Source organism: Yersinia artesiana (assembly GCF_902726545.1).
Taxonomy (GTDB): Bacteria; Pseudomonadota; Gammaproteobacteria; order Enterobacterales; family Enterobacteriaceae; genus Yersinia; species Yersinia artesiana.
In genome coordinates this window covers 24,482-39,236 of sequence record NZ_CACVAD010000021.1, presented here as the reverse complement: position 1 = coordinate 39,236, position 14,755 = coordinate 24,482, and the positions used below count along the sequence as shown (strand labels likewise).

The window sequence follows — 14,755 nt, the reverse complement described above, 5'->3', positions numbered from 1 at the left end:
AATGATACCTTGCGCACTTGGCATTGCCGTTAACAAGCCAGGTGCGCAAGCAGCGCATTAAACTTTGAGTGGGTGCAGTGGCAGCCAGATTATCAGGCGCAGCCCGCCTAATGGGCTGTCTTCGGCTCGCACCCAACCGCGATGCTGATTAACCGCTGTTTCCACAATCGCCAATCCCAAACCTGTCCCGCCAGACTCACGATCTCGCGCTTCATCCGTGCGGTAGAATGGTCGGAATATCTGTTCACGGTCTTCCGGGCTGACACCAGGCCCATCATCATCGACAGTGATGGTTATCCCTTGGTTATCCGAACTGAACGCCACGGCAATGTGATGGTGGGAGTAACGTAGCGCGTTACGCACGATATTCTCCAGCGCGCTGTCAAGGGCCGCAGGATTGCCAAATAAGGTCCAAGGCCCCGGTGGGGCAGTCACTTCCAGTGTTTTGCCCATTTGGTCAGCTTCGAACTGCGCGTTTTCCAGCACATCAGACCAAAGTTCATTGGCCTTAATCGGCTCGCGATGTAACTCGTTTTTATGCTGACTACGGGATAACACCAGCAAATCGTTGATCATGCTATCTAGCCGTTGCGCTTCCATTTCGATGCGCTCCAGTTCCTTACCTTCACCATGACGGCGGCGCATCAGCGCAGTCGCCAATTGCAGGCGGGTTAGTGGGGTACGCAATTCATGGGAGATATCAGAAATCAGCCGTTGCTGGGCTACAACCATCCTGTCGAGTGCGCTGATCATCTGGTTAAAACTGGCACCGGTGGCCAAAAACTCTTGTGGCCCGGACTCCAATTCAGGGTGCTGTTTCAGGTTACCTCGCGCTACATCATCAGCGGCATTTTTCAACTTACGCGCCGGTTTTGCCAGACTCCATGCCAGCCATAGTAGCAGCGGTGCACTGATGAGCATGGTGGCAATCAATAACAACAGCGGCCGATCAAACATCAAATTAATAAAATCTGATTGTGGGCTGCTGGCAGGGCGTAGCAGATAGAGTTGATAGTTATCCTCTCCATCGCGAATAGAGAATGGCCCGACCATCTCAACGCGGCCATATTTTTTCTTTTTCGGCTGATCTGAGTTATCTGACTGCCCGATAAAGTTACGCACCATTTGCATTTCGTGACGCTGAGCCCCGATGACACGGCCCTCGGTGGTCACTAATACTAAATGTTGACCCGGCGGCGCCCACTTTTCGATGGCGCGATAAAGCCTGCGCCACCACATGAGATCGTTGGCCGGGTCGCTGGCCAGTTCGGCCTCAATGTGTTGCTCCAGCATCGTTCCCTGACGCTGTTCGCTATCGAGCAAGGTGGTCATTTGACGCGAATCGAGCTTTGGCACCATCAACACCAGCATTAATACCAGCGCTAAAGTAAACCAGAAAATCGCAAAAATTCGCGCCGTTAAACTGTTAATCATGTTTCAGAGACCATCAGATACCCGCGCCCGCGCAGGGTTTTAAACCAAGGTAGCCCGTCTTTACGATCCGGCAACTTACGGCGTAGGTTTGAAATATGCATATCAATAGCACGGTCAAAAGGCGTCAATCGTTTGCCCAGCACTTCCTGGCTGAGATGTTCGCGTGAGACCACTTGGCCGAGGTGCTGAGCCAACAGGTAGAGTAAGGTAAATTCAGTCCCGGTCAGTTCCAGAGACTGCCCTTCAAAGCTGGCTTCTTGACGGCCCGGGTTCAATTGCAGGCAATCAACTTCCAGGGTTGGCGCGCCTTGGTCGACATTTTGCTGCTGCTCACTCCAGTTAGAGCGGCGCAAGATAGCCCGAATGCGTGCCACCAGTTCTCGGTCATTAAAGGGTTTTGCGAGATAATCATCTGCCCCCAGCTCCAGACCCAAGACCCGATCCAAATCACTACCACGAGCCGTCAGCATAATCACTGGGGTCTGGTGGTGTTGACGTAACTCTTTCAAGGTTTCGATACCGTTTTTGCGTGGCATCATAATATCAAGTAATAACAAGTCGATAGAACTGTCCAGCAGGTTTAATGCTTGTTCACCATCGTGAGCAACAACAACATTGAAACCTTCCATTTCCAATAATTCTTTCAACAGCGACGTCAGTTCACGATCATCATCAACTAATAGGATTTTATGCATGATTGTTTCTCCTCTTGACGCAAAATACGTTATCAATTGCCGGTATTCCATGACTTTACTTAGCTTTACATGCCCTGACTCCAGTTTTACATGCACTGACGCTAGTTTGCAGCCGGGCCGGTAGACTGCTCCTTATTGAATCGCAGAGCAGTAAATCGCTTAGCAGATAGAAACCAGGAGTTAAATGATGCGCAAAGTAACTAAAGTAGCAACGTTAATCATGGCGTCAATGTTAGTTCTCGGCTCTCAAGCCGCCTTCGCCGGTGATAAGGCTGGGGCCACTGATGGCTGGTGCCACGGTGACGGTGCGATGATGAACAAGAAAGACGGTCGCGGTCACCATAACATGTTTGATGGCGTCAATCTGACCGAACAGCAACGCCAGCAAATGCGTGACCTGATGCGCCAGTCTCGCCAAGACCAACCTCGAGTTGATCTCGCCGACCGCGAAGCAATGCACAAGCTGATTACCGCAGACAAATTCGACGAAGCTGCTGTAAGAGCGCAGGCAGAGAAAATGTCTAAAGACCAGATTGACCGTCAGGTCGAAATGGCCAAGGTACGTAACCAAATGTTTAACTTGCTCACACCAGAGCAAAAAGCTGCCCTGAACCAAAAGCACCAGCAGCGCATTGAGAAAATGCAGCAGGCGCCAGCAGCACAACCCTCTTCTGCCCAGAAGTAAGTAGTACCCAGTAATACCCTGTTTTCCTTGCCATAGACACCATCCCTGTCTTTCGCCCTCCATGATGGAGGGCTTTTTTTTGTCTCAATTCCGTTATACTAATAACCCCTGAATATTATTCGGAATGAGTTATGGATCCGCAATATGCGCGCCTGGTTAAAGCTGCTGCGCTCAGTGCCACGGTGCTGGCATCAATCTTACTGATAATTAAAATTTTTGCCTGGTGGCACACCGGATCAGTGAGTTTGTTGGCTGCATTAGTTGACTCACTGGTGGATCTGGCCGCCTCTTTGACCAACCTTTTTGTGGTGCGCTACTCGCTGCAACCGGCTGATGAAGAACACACTTTTGGTCATGGTAAGGCCGAATCACTGGCCGCGCTGGCGCAAAGTATGTTTATTTCCGGCTCGGCATTATTCCTGTTCCTGACCGGTTTTCAACATTTGGCTTCACCGGAGCCATTGCAAGATCCGGGTCTTGGTATCTGGGTCACATTAATCGCTTTATTCAGTACATTGATATTAGTTACTTTTCAGCGCTGGGTGGTACGAAAAACGCAAAGCCAGGCCATTCGAGCTGATATGTTGCACTATCAATCTGACGTCATGATGAATGGTGCTATTCTTATTGCATTGGCATTGAGTTGGTATGGGTTTCATCGGGCGGATGCGTTGTTTGCATTGGGGATTGGGGTTTATATTCTCTATAGCGCACTGCGTATGGGTTATGAGGCGGTGCAAGCCTTGCTGGATCGCGCTTTACCCGATGATGAGCGGCAGGAAATTATCAATATTGTGACGTCATGGCCGGGTGTGATTGGCGCTCATGACTTGCGTACTCGTCAGTCGGGGCCAACACGCTTTATCCAACTCCATCTCGAAATGGAAGATATGTTGCCGTTGATGGAAGCGCATATTTTGGCGGATCAAGTGGAACGGGCATTATTACATCGGTTCCCAGGTGCCGATATCCTTATCCATCAAGATCCCACTGCGGTGGTGCCAAAAGAACGTCATGCGCATTGGGAGTTATAATTTGTTCATCAGTTATTGCTACATTAACTATTGCTACATTAACTACAGGTAAACTGTGGTTACATAATGGTTCAATCATGAAGAAAATACCGCCAAATGGCATGACTTGAATCAATTCAGCTTGGTCTTTTTGCTATAATATTCAATATTAAGCTCATCAAGCTGATTTTCTGTACTGTTCGCCTGTGCAAGACATAATCGGCAAATAAAGAATTTTAAAAAATCGCATCTACAAGTTCAGAGGTAGTCATGGTCAAGAAAATCGGTGTACTAACAAGCGGCGGTGATGCGCCGGGTATGAATGCAGCCATTCGTGGGGTTGTTCGTGCAGCTTTGTCAGCAGGATTGGAAGTTTACGGTATTGAAGATGGCTATCTTGGCTTGTTTGAGAATCGCATGAGGAAGCTGGACCGCTATAGCGTGTCAGATATGATTAACCGCGGTGGTACTTTCCTCGGTTCAGCGCGTTTCCCAGAGTTCCGTGATCCGGAAAAACGTAAAGTCGCCTTACAGAACATGAAAGAGCGTGGCATTGATGGCCTGGTGGTTATCGGTGGTGACGGTTCTTATGCTGGTGCAGACTTGCTGACCAAAGAAGGTGGTATTCATTGTGTCGGTTTGCCGGGCACCATTGATAACGATGTGGCTGGTACTGATTACACCATCGGTTTTTTCACTGCATTGGGTACTGTAGTCGAAGCTATTGACCGTTTACGTGATACCTCTTCTTCGCATCAGCGCATTTCCATCGTGGAAGTGATGGGCCGCTATTGTGGCGATTTGACTCTGGCGGCGGCCATTGCCGGGGGTTGTGAGTTTATCGCTATTCCTGAAGTTGAGTTCAAACGCGATGATTTGGTTAAAGAAATCAAAGCGGGAATCGAGAAAGGTAAAAAGCATGCCATTGTTGCTATTACCGAAAAACTGGACAATATCGACGAGCTGGCTAAATACATTGAGAAAGAAACGGGCCGTGAAACCCGTGGCACAGTATTAGGTCATATCCAGCGCGGTGGTGCGCCGGTTCCTTATGACCGTATTCTGGCCTCCCGCATGGGTGCTTATGCTGTTGACCTGTTGTTGGAAAATCATGATTACTCACGCGGTGGCTTCTGCGTGGGTGTACAGAACGAGAAGATGGTGCATGAATTAATCTCCGTTTGTATTGCGCCAGAAAACAAGAAAAGTAAATTTAAAGAAGATTGGTACGACACGGCGAAAAAACTGTTCTAAAACAGCTAATAGCCCGAAAACAAAGCCTCCGCTCGCGGGGGCTTTTTGCATTCAACAGGTTATATATTTCATATTGGTATAATCAAAAATTTTTTATTCTTTAATTGGCAGGAAAGTTTCTGGCACGCTCAGTATCAGGCCAACCAATTTGGTTAATAACAATAAATCTGGGGAGCGGGTTAATGCGTAAATGGGGTGTAGGTCTTTCATTACTGCTGTTGGCATCAGGTGCCATAGCAAAAGATATTCAATTGCTGAATGTGTCATATGATCCGACACGTGAGTTTTATCAAGAGTATAACCAGGCATTCAGTAAGCACTGGCAAGAGAAAACCGGTGATAAAGTGACTGTGCGCCAATCACATGGTGGTTCTGGTAAGCAGGCGACCTCGGTGATTAATGGTATTGAAGCTGATGTTGTGACTTTGGCTCTGGCTTATGACGTCGATGCTATTGCTGAGCGTGGTCGTATTGATAAAGATTGGATCAAGCGCCTGCCAGATAACTCTGCGCCTTACACTTCAACTATCGTCTTCCTGGTGCGTAAAGGGAACCCAAAACAGATTCATGATTGGTCGGATTTAGTAAAACCGGGTACCTCGGTTATTACGCCGAATCCGAAAACTTCTGGCGGTGCGCGCTGGAACTATCTGGCAGCATGGGCCTACGCGTTAGAGCACAACAATAACGATCAGGCCAAAGCGCAAGAGTTTGTCAAACAGTTGTATAAGAATGTGGAAGTGTTGGATTCTGGTGCGCGTGGCGCAACCAATACCTTTGTTGAGCGTGGTATTGGTGATGTATTGATTGCCTGGGAAAATGAAGCTCTGCTGGCGGTGAATGAAGTGGGTAAAGACCAGTTTGATATCATCACGCCAAGTATCTCTATTTTGGCTGAACCGACGGTTTCGGTCGTGGATAAAGTGGTGGATAAACGCGGCACCCGTGAAGTGGCTGATGCGTATCTGAAGTATCTGTATTCACCTGAAGGCCAGACTATCGCCGCGAAGAATTACTATCGCCCACGTGATCCGGCGGTCGCGGCCAAGTTTACCAAGGAATTCCCGCAACTGAAGCTGATTACCATTGATGATGTGTTCGGTGGTTGGACGAAAGCACAGCAGGTGCACTTTGCAACTGGCGGCGTATTTGACGAAATTAGTAAGCGATAAAGCAAGAAAATATAACATAATGATTTGATAGCAGAAGTAGACTCAGTGCCCGTAAGTTAATGCTTACGGGCGCTTTGTTTTGTTAGCAGCGCCCATGATTTAATTATTTTCACAATATTCCCCTTTCTTATAGATAAAAACTCCCCGATTCGCCACGCAGTGAAAAATGCGTTATTGAATTAACTCGGTTAATTAGGTTTATCAATTAATGGGGATAAGGGAATGAGATCAGAAAATATAATCAATACGAACTCACAGGCTCAACAAAATGAAAATTCAGACCTAATAAGAAACCGCGAGAGCTTTGTATCACAGCATAGCGTAGATGCAAGGTATGAGCATGTGGACTCGGAAACCCACAACTTAGAAAAGCTAGCCACCTATACACCGCCCACGGCCATAGAAAATAAGAAAGACTCTTTTGGTATAAAACCTGGCAACTATTCCTGCTTTGGCACCAAAGAGAATTACCTGGCAAACTATTTGTTGGGTACAGTAAATCGTGAGGGTAAGCCGCCTTTGTTACTGCGGCCTCTGGCTGCTTTGCTTGCACTTTTTGGTATTCACGGTTTTGGACAAACTAACTGTGCTTCTTGTGCCACAGCCGTTGCAGAAACATTCGAGAGCAATGTATTACATCTGGCAATGCCGGAGCTTAGAGGTGCAGATGTCAAAGGGATAATGGGGCTGCCAGTGAATAGCACTAACTCTGTTAATGAACTGCTGACTATTATATTACAGCAATTGAAACGCGAGGATGAACTGAATGGCGTTATTGTGATTCATCGCCCGGCGAGTTGGCAGTTGCTACCGGGTGCGACACGAGGGCATGCCTGTAATCTGATTAAATTTAAAGATAGCAATCTTATTCATTTTTTTGATGCACAGAAGAAAACCCATTTAAGCTGTGATCTTAGTATCAGCCAACAGGTGAAGCGTTTAAACCCGACTGATCAAAAGAAGCTTTCCAATCAAGAGGCTCAGATAAGCAAATTTCTTGGCTCGATAGGTGCTGACGGTATTGATTTATATAAGAAAGGAATTCATGAAAATATCAATAAAAGGCCGGAGCATCAGCCCCAGCCTAATTGAGAGCTTAAAACCTAAATTAGGCTTTTTTAGCTGCTGCGGCTGCTTTCACGATAACCGCGAAAGCATCAGCTTTCAGTGATGCACCACCCACCAGTGCGCCATCGATATCAGGCTGGGTGAACAGTTCTGCTGCGTTCTTATCGTTAACAGAACCGCCGTACTGGATGATAACTTGTGCGGCAATGGCGGCATCTTGTTTGGCGATGTGGTCACGGATAAATTTGTGAACCGCTTGCGCCTGCGCAGGAGTTGCTGATTTGCCGGTACCGATAGCCCAGATTGGCTCATAAGCGATAACCGCGCCTTCGAATGCTGTAGCACCCAAGGTGTTCAGTACAGCGTCTAATTGCTTAGCGCAAACGGCTTCAGTTTGACCGGCTTCGTTTTCTGCTTCGGTTTCACCGATGCACAATACAGGGGTCAGGCCGACTTCTTTCAGTACGCCGAATTTCTTCGCGATGAATTCATCACTTTCTTTGTGATAAGTACGGCGTTCAGAGTGACCAATGATGATGTATTGAGCACCGATATCTTTCAGCATTTCAGCAGAGGTTTCACCGGTAAATGCACCAGACAGATTGACATCAACGTTCTGTGCGCCCAGCGCGATACGGCTGCCCGATAATGCATGTTTAGCCTGACTCAGATAGATAGCTGGTGGGGCAATAGCCACGCCACAACCTTCAACAGTGCTCAGTTCTTTACGCAGGTTAGCGATAAGCTCGTTAACCATGTGAGTGCTACCGTTCAGTTTCCAGTTACCCATAACTAATGGATGACGCATGTTTCTTCCTCCAACAAGGGGACACGAGGGTCAATAATAATGACTGCCCGACAGGCAGTTTACCTGTCCAACAGTATAGAGATGATTAGCGGTAATGGCTTTGCTTTTCGTCATTAATTGCGGCGAGATTATGCATCAGATAGTGACAGCTTAATCGGTTCAACAGCGAAGGTAAGCCCTTTTTCGCCATTATCTGCCACCACATAGCGAATTGCGCCGACAGAATGGGCGAAGAAAGGTGATCCTTTGCCCTGGGTCAGCAGTTGCTGCACATTACTGATACTTTGTTCGAGCGTGAGCGTCGGTTCAAACTGACGCATTAGTGCTGCCATATAATTTACTGCGACCAATCGGGCGGCTTTTTCTTCACTGCCTTTGATCGGTAAATAAGTAATTTGTATGGTTTTTATCTTACCCGTACCTCTCTCCAGCGCCGTGGAAGCATAGAGGTTTTCATTAATCTTGCTGGCTGCCCGTGTTAACGGGGGCGCATCATCTTTGACCGTGATGGCGTGAAACTCACTGAGTGGCAAGGTTGGGTTGGCGTGATTATACCGCTCACGGAATTTCACCAAGGTTAAATCAAAAGTTGGTGCACCAGAAAGCAGATAAGGTGCCGTTGGTTGAGTCTCTTCAGCCTGCTGATAACTGCCAGCGTCGGGATCGGCATGAGCGCGGCTAACCGTTGCTATTAGCAGCAGTATTGTCAGCATTGCGGTTATTTCTTTTCTCATGGCTACGCCGTTGTTAAGAGTGTGTGGAGGGAATTAAAACGGTAATTGGTGGTGATTGTCAAAATTCACTGCAAAGATTATAGGTTAGTTGCAGCGTTGGGTTACTCTATCGAACATATCAACTTTAGGTTATATCAGTTAAATGGGTCGAGTTATTGATGACAATACAGCAGTGGTGTTTCTCGTTGAAAGGCCGTATCGGGCGGCGTGATTTTTGGATCTGGATTGGGCTGTGGTTATTGGCAATGCTGATTATTTTCACATTGGCAGGGCAGAATTGGCTGTCAACTCAAACCGCCGCTTTTGCTATCGTATTTTTACTGTGGCCCACGGCGGCAGTGGTGGTTAAACGGCTACATGACCGCAATAAAGCCGGTTGGTGGGCATTATTGGTGGTACTGGCATGGATGCTGATGGCCGGTAACTGGCAGATGCTCGCGCCGATCTGGCAATGGGGTGTCGGGCGATTTATTCCCACACTTATTATGGTCATGATGCTTATCGACTGTGGCGCATTTCTTGGCACTGAGGGGGAAAACCGCTTTGGCCCAGAGGCCGTGCCGGTGAAGTTTTTGGCTGAAAAATCACAGTAACATCTTCACGATGTTAGCTAAATTAAACCAAGGGGAAACATGCCGCAGGGGTCGTAACGGCGTAAGCCGTCGGAGTGCCCCTCGGCGTGGTCAACCCTTGGCCCACGGTGCTTCTGGTTACCAATATTGTTCGCTGGTCATGTGCCCCGGTTTACGGCGTAAATGTTTACGCATCCCGCGCTGTTCTTTCAGCATTTGCTGAGTATCACGTACCATTTGCGGGTTACCGCACAGCATGACATGGCTATCTTCCGCATCAATTTTCAAGCCGACTGCCGCTTCCAGTGAGCCATTTTCAATCAGTGCGGGGACTCTGCCGGTCAATGACCCTGGGGATTCTTCACGGCTGACAACCGTCTGGATACGCAATTTGCCGTTATAGCGCTGCTCAAGCTGTTGCATTAGCGGCAGATAACTAAAATCGCGGGCAAAGCGAGCAGCATGAACCAGTACCAGATTTTTAAAGCGCTCCAAATCGCGCCCTTCCTGCAAAATAGACAGATACGGGCCAATGGCCGTGCCGGTTGCCAGCATCCATAACGTGTCGCAATCCGGAATTTCTTCCAACACAAAGAAGCCCGCCGCTTGCTTGGTCACCATCACTTCGCCACCCACTGCCAGTTGGTCAAGTCGTGGGCTGAGTTTCCCCTCTGGCACGGTGACCAGATAGAACTCCAGATTCTTGTCACTTGGCGCATTGACGTAGGAATAGGCCCGCTGTACCCGCTCGCCGTCAATATCTAATGCCAGCTTGGCAAATTGACCGGCAGTAAAGGGGTCAATTGGCGCATTGACCCGAATACTGAACAACGCGTCCGTCCAGTGTTCAATGTGAGTAATTTTGCCACTAACCCATTCAGCCATAATTATGATTCCCTTTATTCAAATACTTATCGAAAGTAGTACCTAAAGCGCAGGCGATATTTTAGGTCATTTGGTTGAAAAGTATTATCGATTACGTGTGACACCCTTCGCACTTGTTGTAGTCACGCAATATGGACAGTTAACTTTACGACAATGGTGTTTTTATCTGCCAGTTGGCTATTTGGCAATATGTCGTGCTGGCTCGCTAAAAAATCTGAATTTGTTAGCTTATGCGCCCAGTAAGTGGTGTCGCAAAAATAGTGAGGTGTGTCGCAAAATATGGTTTTCGCTGCCAGGTATATGTGACACGAAGTCCGGCTAACAATTAGTTAAGATTATGAGAAAAATAGAAAATTTCCACCTGCTGGTGATGTTGATTCTGTTAGTTGCAGTCGGTCAAATGGCACAAACCATTTACGTTCCTGTTGTCGCGGATATCGCCCGCGACCTTTCGGTGCGTCCCGGCACTGTACAGCGCGTGATGGCGGCCTATTTATTAACCTATGGCTTCTCGCAACTGATTTATGGCCCACTATCTGACCGGATTGGGCGTCGGCCAGTCATATTGGCGGGCATGATGATATTTATGTTGGGCGCATTAGGAGCCTGGCTGGCAAATAGTTTGTCCTTGTTAGTCGCGGCCAGTGCTTTGCAAGGTATGGGGACGGGTGTCGCAGGTGTGATGGCACGAACCATGCCGCGAGATTTATATGCTGGCACCGCACTGCGTTACGCTAACAGTATGCTGAACATGGGAATTTTGGTCAGCCCGCTCATGGCTCCGGTCATCGGTGGGGTGCTGGCAAGCCTGTTTGGCTGGCGTGCATGCTATGCTTTTCTGCTCTTTTTATGTGGTGGCGTGGCATTTTGCATGTTTCGTTGGTTGCCAGAAACTCGTCCGCAGCAAACTGAGAAGCGGCGCATGCTGGCCAGCTTCCGCTTATTATTATCAGATCGCGCCTTTAGCTGTTACTTGGTGATGCTGATTGGAGCATTGGCGGGAATTGCAGTGTTTGAGGCCAGTGCCGGTGTGTTGATGGGCGGTGTGCTGGGGTTGAGCGGGGTGACGGTCAGTATCCTATTTATCCTGCCCATTCCTGCCGCATTCTTTGGTGCATGGTATGCCGGTCGCGATGGTAAAACTTTCCATAACCTGATGTGGCATTCAGTGATCAGTTGTCTGCTGGCGGGCTTGATGATGTGGATACCTGGCTGGTTTGGCGTTATGAATATTTGGACGCTGGTGATACCGGCGGCGCTGTTCTTCTTTGGTGCTGGGATGTTATTCCCGCTTGCCACGACAGGGGCGATGGAGCCATTCCCTTATCTGGCCGGTGCGGCGGGGGCTTTGGTCGGCGGGTTACAGAATGTCGGTTCAGGTCTGGCGACCTGGTTATCAGCCATGTTGCCGCAAACCGGGCAATTCAGCCTGGGGCTGCTGATGTTTGCTATGGCAGTCTTGATTTTGCTGTGCTGGTGGCCGTTATCTCACCGGATGCAACCGCAAGAACATCGGGTTTAACTACGAAGAGATTCTTGTGAGCGAAGGGGTTAACGCACCGATGGGCGCTCCGGCGACTGGCATCGCTACGACCCCAACGGCACGCTTCCCCTTCGTTTAACTTTATCAGCCGCCACCATTTTAATTTTTTGCTAAAGAATTCGTGAGACTAATTACAGCAAGAATTCATGCAGCGCCGGATCTTTGCGATCAAGGAAATGGGTGGAACGGATACGGCGGATAGTGCGGGATTTACCGCGAATCAGCAGTGTCTCGGTGGTTGCCATGTTCCCTTTGCGATAAATGCCTTCCAGCAGATCACCTTTGGTAATGCCGGTGGCAGAGAAAATCACATTATCATTACGGGCCATATCACCCAGTAACAGCACTTTACCTGCCTCAATACCCATTGATTTGCAGCGCACCAGTTCTTCTTCACCAATGCGGCGGTTATCTTCGTTATCACCTTTTACTTGATGACGAGGTAGCAAACGGCCTTGCATATCACCATCCAGGGCGCGGATGACCGCAGCAGAAATCACGCCTTCAGGTGCTCCGCCGATGCAGTACATCACATCCACTTCACTTTCTGGCATGCAGGTCAAAATGGAAGCCGCAACATCGCCATCGGGGATAGCGAACACTTTGACACCCAGTTGCTGCATTTCGGCGATGATGCCGTCATGGCGCGGTTTAGCGAGCGTAATAACCGTTAAATCGGTCAGTGGCTTATTCAGCTTGATGGCTACATTACGTAAGTTGAGTTCCAGCGGCAGGTTAAGGTCGATAGCGCCTTTCGCTCCGGGGCCAACCACCAGTTTTTCCATATACATATCTGGCGCGTGTAAAAATGTGCCTTTATCTCCCACCGCCAGCACCGCCAGTGCATTAGCCTGACCCATTGCAGTCATACGGGTGCCTTCAATGGGATCTACCGCGATATCAACCGCATCGCCTTGGCCTGTGCCGACATTTTCGCCGATATACAGCATTGGAGCTTCATCGATTTCACCTTCGCCGATAACAATCTGCCCATCAATATTGACCTGATTGAGCATAATACGCATGGCTTTTACAGCAGCACCGTCGGCAGCATTTTTATCGCCCCGACCCAGCCACTTATAACCTGCCAGCGCGGCAGCTTCGGTGACACGGGAAAACTCGATGGCTAATTCACGTTTCATCATTAACCTGTTAATTGAGGTGGTATAGAAGAATGGAAGCCGGAATTCTACCACTTTTGTGACGTGAAGCCGCAAGCGTGTCTTTTGATGTGGTGTTTTTTTTCACCATAAAAACGCCCCATCAGGGGGAGTGATGGGGCGTCGATTGCATAAAACATTTTTAGCTTAAAGCCGGCGGGCCGTTACTCCTCGTGCTCTTCCCATGCTTGGGCGCGGGCCACGGCTTTCTTCCAGCCTTTGTAACGGTAATCACGCTCAGTAGTTTCTATCCCTGGACGGAATTCACGCTCAATGGTGGCTTTGCTCTTCACTTCATCCAAATCATTCCAGAAGCCAGTTGCCAGACCTGCCAGGAATGCGGCACCCAGTGCTGTACTTTCACGTACTTCAGGGCGCTCAACACGCGTGCCCAGAATGTCAGCCTGGAACTGCATCAGGAAGTTGTTCGCAACTGCACCACCATCAACGCGCAGCGATTTCAGGCGCTCACCGGAATCCGCTTGCATAGCATCCAGTACATCACGAGTCTGATAAGCAATAGATTCGAGTGTTGCACGGATAATATGGTTGCTGTTAACCCCACGGGTCAGGCCGAAAATTGCACCACGCGCATACGGATCCCAATAAGGAGCCCCGAGGCCGGTGAAAGCAGGCACTACATACACACCGTTGCTGTCTTTTACTTTGGTGGCGAAGTATTCAGAGTCATCGGCATCGCTGATAAGCTTCAACTCATCACGCAACCATTGGATAGATGCACCGCCAATAAACACCGCACCTTCCAGTGCATAGTTAACTTCACCGCGAGGGCCGCAGGCGATGGTGGTTAGCAGGCCATTCTTGGATTGAACCGCTTCTGTACCGGTGTTCATCAGCAGGAAGCAGCCAGTGCCGTAGGTGTTTTTTGCCATCCCTGGTTGGACACAAAGCTGGCCGAACAGCGCGGCTTGCTGGTCACCGGCGATCCCGGCGATGGGAATACGAGTCCCGCCTTTACCACCAATGTTGGTCTGACCGTAAACTTCTGAGGATGGGCGAACTTCTGGTAGCATTGAGCGCGGAATATTCAGCGCTGTCAGCATACGTTCATCCCACTCTTTGGTGCGGATATTAAACATCATGGTACGTGATGCGTTGGTGTAATCTGTTACGTGTACACGGCCTTGTGTCATGTTCCACACCAGCCAGGTGTCAACAGTACCAAACAGCAACTCGCCGCGCTCAGCACGCTCACGCGCGCCTTCTACGTTATCAAGGATCCATTTCACCTTGGTGCCGGAGAAGTAAGGGTCGACCACCAGCCCGGTGTTGTGGCGGATATACTCTTCCAGCCCTTCTTTTTTCAGTTTTTCACAGATATCAGCAGTACGGCGGCATTGCCAGACAATGGCGTTATATACCGGTTTACCTGTTGTTTTGTCCCAGACAATGGTGGTTTCACGTTGGTTGGTGATACCGATACCCGCAATTTCATCTGAACTGATACCGGCTTTGGCCAGCACTTCAACCAATGTAGAACTTTGGGTAGCCCAAATTTCCATTGGGTCATGCTCAACCCATCCTGCTTTAGGGTAGATTTGCTCAAATTCACGCTGAGAGATACTCACGATATTGGCATCGTGATCTAACACCACTGCTCTGGAACTGGTGGTTCCCTGATCAAGCGCGACAATGTATTTCTTTTGAGTAGTATTTTCAGTTGTCATAATTAGCCTACTTTTAAGTTGCCGTTTATACCCACAACTCCAAT

At 48.9% G+C, this 14,755-nt stretch carries 14 protein-coding genes; 7 read left to right on the top strand and 7 right to left on the bottom strand.

Annotated elements, in window-relative coordinates:
* Positions 1-57: 57 nt before the first annotated feature.
* Positions 58-1,434: an envelope stress sensor histidine kinase CpxA gene (gene cpxA, locus HU019_RS09070; RefSeq protein ID WP_019084388.1), complete on the bottom strand. Its 1,377-nt coding sequence runs from the start codon at positions 1,432-1,434 to the stop codon at positions 58-60.
* Positions 1,431-2,129, bottom strand: a complete 699-nt coding sequence (gene cpxR, locus HU019_RS09065; RefSeq protein ID WP_005164706.1) for an envelope stress response regulator transcription factor CpxR — start codon at positions 2,127-2,129, stop codon at positions 1,431-1,433. The genes cpxA and cpxR overlap by 4 nt, the downstream gene beginning before the upstream one ends.
* Before the next feature lie 187 nt (positions 2,130-2,316).
* Between cpxR and cpxP the strand changes: the two genes are divergently transcribed.
* From cpxP to HU019_RS09040, 5 genes are all read left to right on the top strand, one after another.
* Positions 2,317-2,814: a cell-envelope stress modulator CpxP gene (gene cpxP, locus HU019_RS09060; protein WP_019080295.1), complete on the top strand. Its 498-nt coding sequence runs from the start codon at positions 2,317-2,319 to the stop codon at positions 2,812-2,814.
* Between the two features lie 131 nt (positions 2,815-2,945).
* Positions 2,946-3,848 carry a CDF family cation-efflux transporter FieF gene (gene fieF / locus HU019_RS09055; RefSeq protein ID WP_005175896.1) on the top strand — a complete coding sequence of 301 codons (903 nt, stop codon included), beginning with the start codon at positions 2,946-2,948 and terminating at the stop codon, positions 3,846-3,848.
* 249 nt (positions 3,849-4,097) lie between these two features.
* Positions 4,098-5,081 carry a 6-phosphofructokinase gene (gene pfkA / locus HU019_RS09050; RefSeq protein WP_174848459.1) on the top strand — a complete coding sequence of 328 codons (984 nt, stop codon included), beginning with the start codon at positions 4,098-4,100 and terminating at the stop codon, positions 5,079-5,081.
* A 182-nt stretch (positions 5,082-5,263) separates the two neighbouring features.
* On the top strand, positions 5,264-6,253 hold the full coding sequence (locus tag HU019_RS09045) for a sulfate ABC transporter substrate-binding protein (protein ID WP_174848460.1): 990 nt from the start codon (positions 5,264-5,266) through the stop codon (positions 6,251-6,253).
* A gap of 222 nt (positions 6,254-6,475) precedes the next feature.
* Complete coding sequence (locus HU019_RS09040) at positions 6,476-7,345, top strand: hypothetical protein (RefSeq protein ID WP_174848461.1); 870 nt, start codon at positions 6,476-6,478, stop codon at positions 7,343-7,345.
* Between the two features lie 16 nt (positions 7,346-7,361).
* Here HU019_RS09040 and tpiA read toward each other — a convergent pair whose 3' ends face one another.
* A complete protein-coding gene (tpiA, locus tag HU019_RS09035) occupies positions 7,362-8,129 on the bottom strand; it encodes a triose-phosphate isomerase (protein ID WP_174848462.1) in 768 nt (255 codons plus the stop codon).
* Between the two features lie 128 nt (positions 8,130-8,257).
* Positions 8,258-8,863 carry a DUF1454 family protein gene (locus tag HU019_RS09030; protein ID WP_174848463.1) on the bottom strand — a complete coding sequence of 202 codons (606 nt, stop codon included), beginning with the start codon at positions 8,861-8,863 and terminating at the stop codon, positions 8,258-8,260.
* A gap of 158 nt (positions 8,864-9,021) precedes the next feature.
* Between HU019_RS09030 and HU019_RS09025 the strand changes: the two genes are divergently transcribed.
* Positions 9,022-9,456 (top strand): DUF805 domain-containing protein, encoded by a 435-nt coding sequence (locus HU019_RS09025; RefSeq protein WP_005175880.1) that lies wholly within the window; start codon positions 9,022-9,024, stop codon positions 9,454-9,456.
* A 117-nt stretch (positions 9,457-9,573) separates the two neighbouring features.
* On the opposite strand, the gene fpr is transcribed toward HU019_RS09025, so the two are convergent.
* The gene (gene fpr / locus HU019_RS09020; RefSeq protein WP_174848464.1) at positions 9,574-10,320 is read right to left on the bottom strand and encodes a ferredoxin--NADP(+) reductase; all 747 of its coding nucleotides are present in this window, start codon (positions 10,318-10,320) and stop codon (positions 9,574-9,576) included.
* A 337-nt stretch (positions 10,321-10,657) separates the two neighbouring features.
* Between fpr and emrD the strand changes: the two genes are divergently transcribed.
* Positions 10,658-11,842, top strand: a complete 1,185-nt coding sequence (gene emrD / locus HU019_RS09015; RefSeq protein WP_174848465.1) for a multidrug efflux MFS transporter EmrD — start codon at positions 10,658-10,660, stop codon at positions 11,840-11,842.
* Between the two features lie 152 nt (positions 11,843-11,994).
* Here the strand turns inward: emrD and glpX are convergent, their stop codons facing one another.
* Together glpX and glpK are read right to left on the bottom strand one after the other, a co-directional pair.
* Positions 11,995-13,005 carry a class II fructose-bisphosphatase gene (gene glpX, locus HU019_RS09010; RefSeq protein ID WP_011815289.1) on the bottom strand — a complete coding sequence of 337 codons (1,011 nt, stop codon included), beginning with the start codon at positions 13,003-13,005 and terminating at the stop codon, positions 11,995-11,997.
* 182 nt (positions 13,006-13,187) lie between these two features.
* Positions 13,188-14,711, bottom strand: coding sequence for a glycerol kinase GlpK (glpK, locus tag HU019_RS09005; protein WP_174848466.1), 1,524 nt, complete (start codon positions 14,709-14,711; stop codon positions 13,188-13,190).
* Positions 14,712-14,755 lie beyond the last annotated feature (44 nt).

Coding starts and splice junctions, on each gene's coding strand:
- cpxA (WP_019084388.1), bottom strand. CDS start 1,434: ATGATTAACAGTTTAACGGCGCGAATTTTTGCGATTTTCTGGTTTACT.
- cpxR (WP_005164706.1), bottom strand. CDS start 2,129: ATGCATAAAATCCTATTAGTTGATGATGATCGTGAACTGACGTCGCTG.
- cpxP (WP_019080295.1), top strand. CDS start 2,317: ATGCGCAAAGTAACTAAAGTAGCAACGTTAATCATGGCGTCAATGTTA.
- fieF (WP_005175896.1), top strand. CDS start 2,946: ATGGATCCGCAATATGCGCGCCTGGTTAAAGCTGCTGCGCTCAGTGCC.
- pfkA (WP_174848459.1), top strand. CDS start 4,098: ATGGTCAAGAAAATCGGTGTACTAACAAGCGGCGGTGATGCGCCGGGT.
- HU019_RS09045 (WP_174848460.1), top strand. CDS start 5,264: ATGCGTAAATGGGGTGTAGGTCTTTCATTACTGCTGTTGGCATCAGGT.
- HU019_RS09040 (WP_174848461.1), top strand. CDS start 6,476: ATGAGATCAGAAAATATAATCAATACGAACTCACAGGCTCAACAAAAT.
- tpiA (WP_174848462.1), bottom strand. CDS start 8,129: ATGCGTCATCCATTAGTTATGGGTAACTGGAAACTGAACGGTAGCACT.
- HU019_RS09030 (WP_174848463.1), bottom strand. CDS start 8,863: ATGAGAAAAGAAATAACCGCAATGCTGACAATACTGCTGCTAATAGCA.
- HU019_RS09025 (WP_005175880.1), top strand. CDS start 9,022: ATGACAATACAGCAGTGGTGTTTCTCGTTGAAAGGCCGTATCGGGCGG.
- fpr (WP_174848464.1), bottom strand. CDS start 10,320: ATGGCTGAATGGGTTAGTGGCAAAATTACTCACATTGAACACTGGACG.
- emrD (WP_174848465.1), top strand. CDS start 10,658: ATGAGAAAAATAGAAAATTTCCACCTGCTGGTGATGTTGATTCTGTTA.
- glpX (WP_011815289.1), bottom strand. CDS start 13,005: ATGAAACGTGAATTAGCCATCGAGTTTTCCCGTGTCACCGAAGCTGCC.
- glpK (WP_174848466.1), bottom strand. CDS start 14,711: ATGACAACTGAAAATACTACTCAAAAGAAATACATTGTCGCGCTTGAT.